Here is a 1,820-nt window from a genome sequence, read left to right on the forward strand (position 1 = left end):
GCCGCGCCGGCCTTCGGTGACCCGCGGCTGAGCGGCCAGTCGACCAGGCACGCCGCGCGATCGCGCGCGACATCCCGGTGCTGCTGCATGGCGAGACCGGTGCCGGCAAGGAGGTGTTCGCGCGCGCGCTGCATGCGGCCAGCCCCAAGCACGCCGGCAGCTTCGTCGCGGTCAATTGCGCCAGCCTGCCCGAGAGCCTGATCGAGGCCGAGCTGTTCGGCTACCGCGCCGGCGCCTTCACCGGTGCACAGCGCAGCGGCCGGCGCGGCAAGGTGCTGGAGGCCGACCGCGGCACGTTGTTCCTCGACGAGATCGGCGACATGCCGCTGGCGCTGCAGGCCCGCCTGCTGCGCGTGCTCGACGAGCGCAAGGTCACGCCGCTCGGCGCCGAGGAAACCGTCGACGTGGACTTCCAGCTGGTCAGCGCCAGCCACCGGCCGCTGGCGCAGATGGTGGAGGAAGGCCGCTTCCGCGAGGACTTGTACTACCGCTTGTGCGGCTTCGAGGTCAGCCTGCCCGCGCTGCGCGAGCGCAGCGACCGGCGCGCGCTGATCGCCGAGCTGCTGGCGCTGGAGTCCGGCGGCCTGGCCTCGCTGACGCCCGAGGCACAGACCCTGCTGGAGCAGCACCCGTGGCCCGGCAACGTGCGGCAGCTGCGCCATGCGCTGCGCACCGCGCTCGCGCTGGCGGACGACGATGGCCTGATCGACCTGCCGCACCTCGCCTCGCTGCGTGCAGCCACCGTCCGCGCCGGTGCGCCCTTGACCCTGCCGGCGCCGGCCGCGTCGACGAGCGTCGACAATGAAGCTCCAGCGTTGCCGCCGATGAACCCGATCCAGGCCAAGGAGCGCGAGGTGCTGCTGCAGCTGCTGGAAGACCACCGTTGGAACGTGAGCAATGTCGCCAAGGCGCTCGATGTCAGCCGCAACACCCTCTACCGCAAGCTCCACAAGCTGCACATCGCCCTCTCCCACCCCGGCAGCGGACCCGCCGCTGCAGGGTGAGGCGGCGAAGCGCTGGGCCGCGGCGCTGGGCGACGACCACGCGCCGGCCACCGACGACCCGCCCGGCTCGCGCTTCGCGTGGTGCGTGACCGGCTCGGGTCACTACCTCGAGGAGTCCATGGCGCTGGCGGCGCGGCTGCCCAACGTGGACCTGTTCCTGTCGGGCGCCGCCGACGAGGTGCTGCCGCTGTACGGCATGCGCCTCGAGCTGCTGCGCGAGCGCTATCGCGTGTTCCGCGACAAGAGCGCGAGCTCGGTGCCGGTCGGGCGGCTGTACGCGGAGGCGTACCACACCGTGGTCATCGCGCCGGCCACCAGCAACACGGTGGCCAAGTGCGCGTTCGGCTTATCGGACACGCTGCCGACCAACATGTTCGCGCAGGCCGGCAAGCTGGGCGTGCCCAGCCTGGTGTTCGCCTGCGACACCGAGCCGGTGGTCATCACGAAGGCACCGCGCAGCCATGCCACCGAGTGGCTCACGCTGCGCCCGCGCGGCATCGAGCTGGAGAACGTGGAACGGCTCAAGCGGATCGACCACTGCCAGGTGCTCAGCTCGCCGGCCGAGCTGGAGGCCGCGCTCGACGCGCGGCTGAAGGCGCTGAAGCTCGCATGGAACACATCGTCTTCCTGACCGGCCGGCTGGCGCAGCCCAGCCTGGAGCGCGTGCTCGCCGGCATCGAGCCGCCGGCCTTCACCTGGGAGGTGCGCGAGATCGGCCTGCAGGTGGCGGCGCTGATGACGACCGACATGGTCCGTCGCCGCGTCGCGGCGCCGCTGACCAGCGTGGACGCCGAGGGCCGGCCGCGCCGCGTGGAC

2 protein-coding genes and 1 pseudogene are annotated in these 1,820 nt (G+C 72.4%); all 3 read left to right on the forward strand.

Going from position 1 to position 1,820, the window contains the following annotated elements; genetic code table 11:
* Positions 1–1,004 (forward strand): annotated as a pseudogene (locus Y694_RS21575) (sigma-54-dependent Fis family transcriptional regulator); the annotation flags it as partial.
* 25 nt (positions 1,005–1,029) lie between these two features.
* Positions 1,030–1,635: a flavoprotein gene (locus Y694_RS21580; RefSeq protein ID WP_375136168.1), complete on the forward strand. Its 606-nt coding sequence runs from the start codon at positions 1,030–1,032 to the stop codon at positions 1,633–1,635.
* The coding region (locus Y694_RS21585) for a DUF6513 domain-containing protein (RefSeq protein ID WP_036236566.1) at positions 1,614–1,820 on the forward strand (207 nt) is incomplete at its 3' end. The genes Y694_RS21580 and Y694_RS21585, both read left to right, overlap by 22 nt.

Origin of the sequence: Methylibium sp. T29-B (assembly GCF_000576225.1) — a bacterium.
GTDB lineage: Bacteria > Pseudomonadota > Gammaproteobacteria > Burkholderiales > Burkholderiaceae_C > Methylibium > Methylibium petroleiphilum.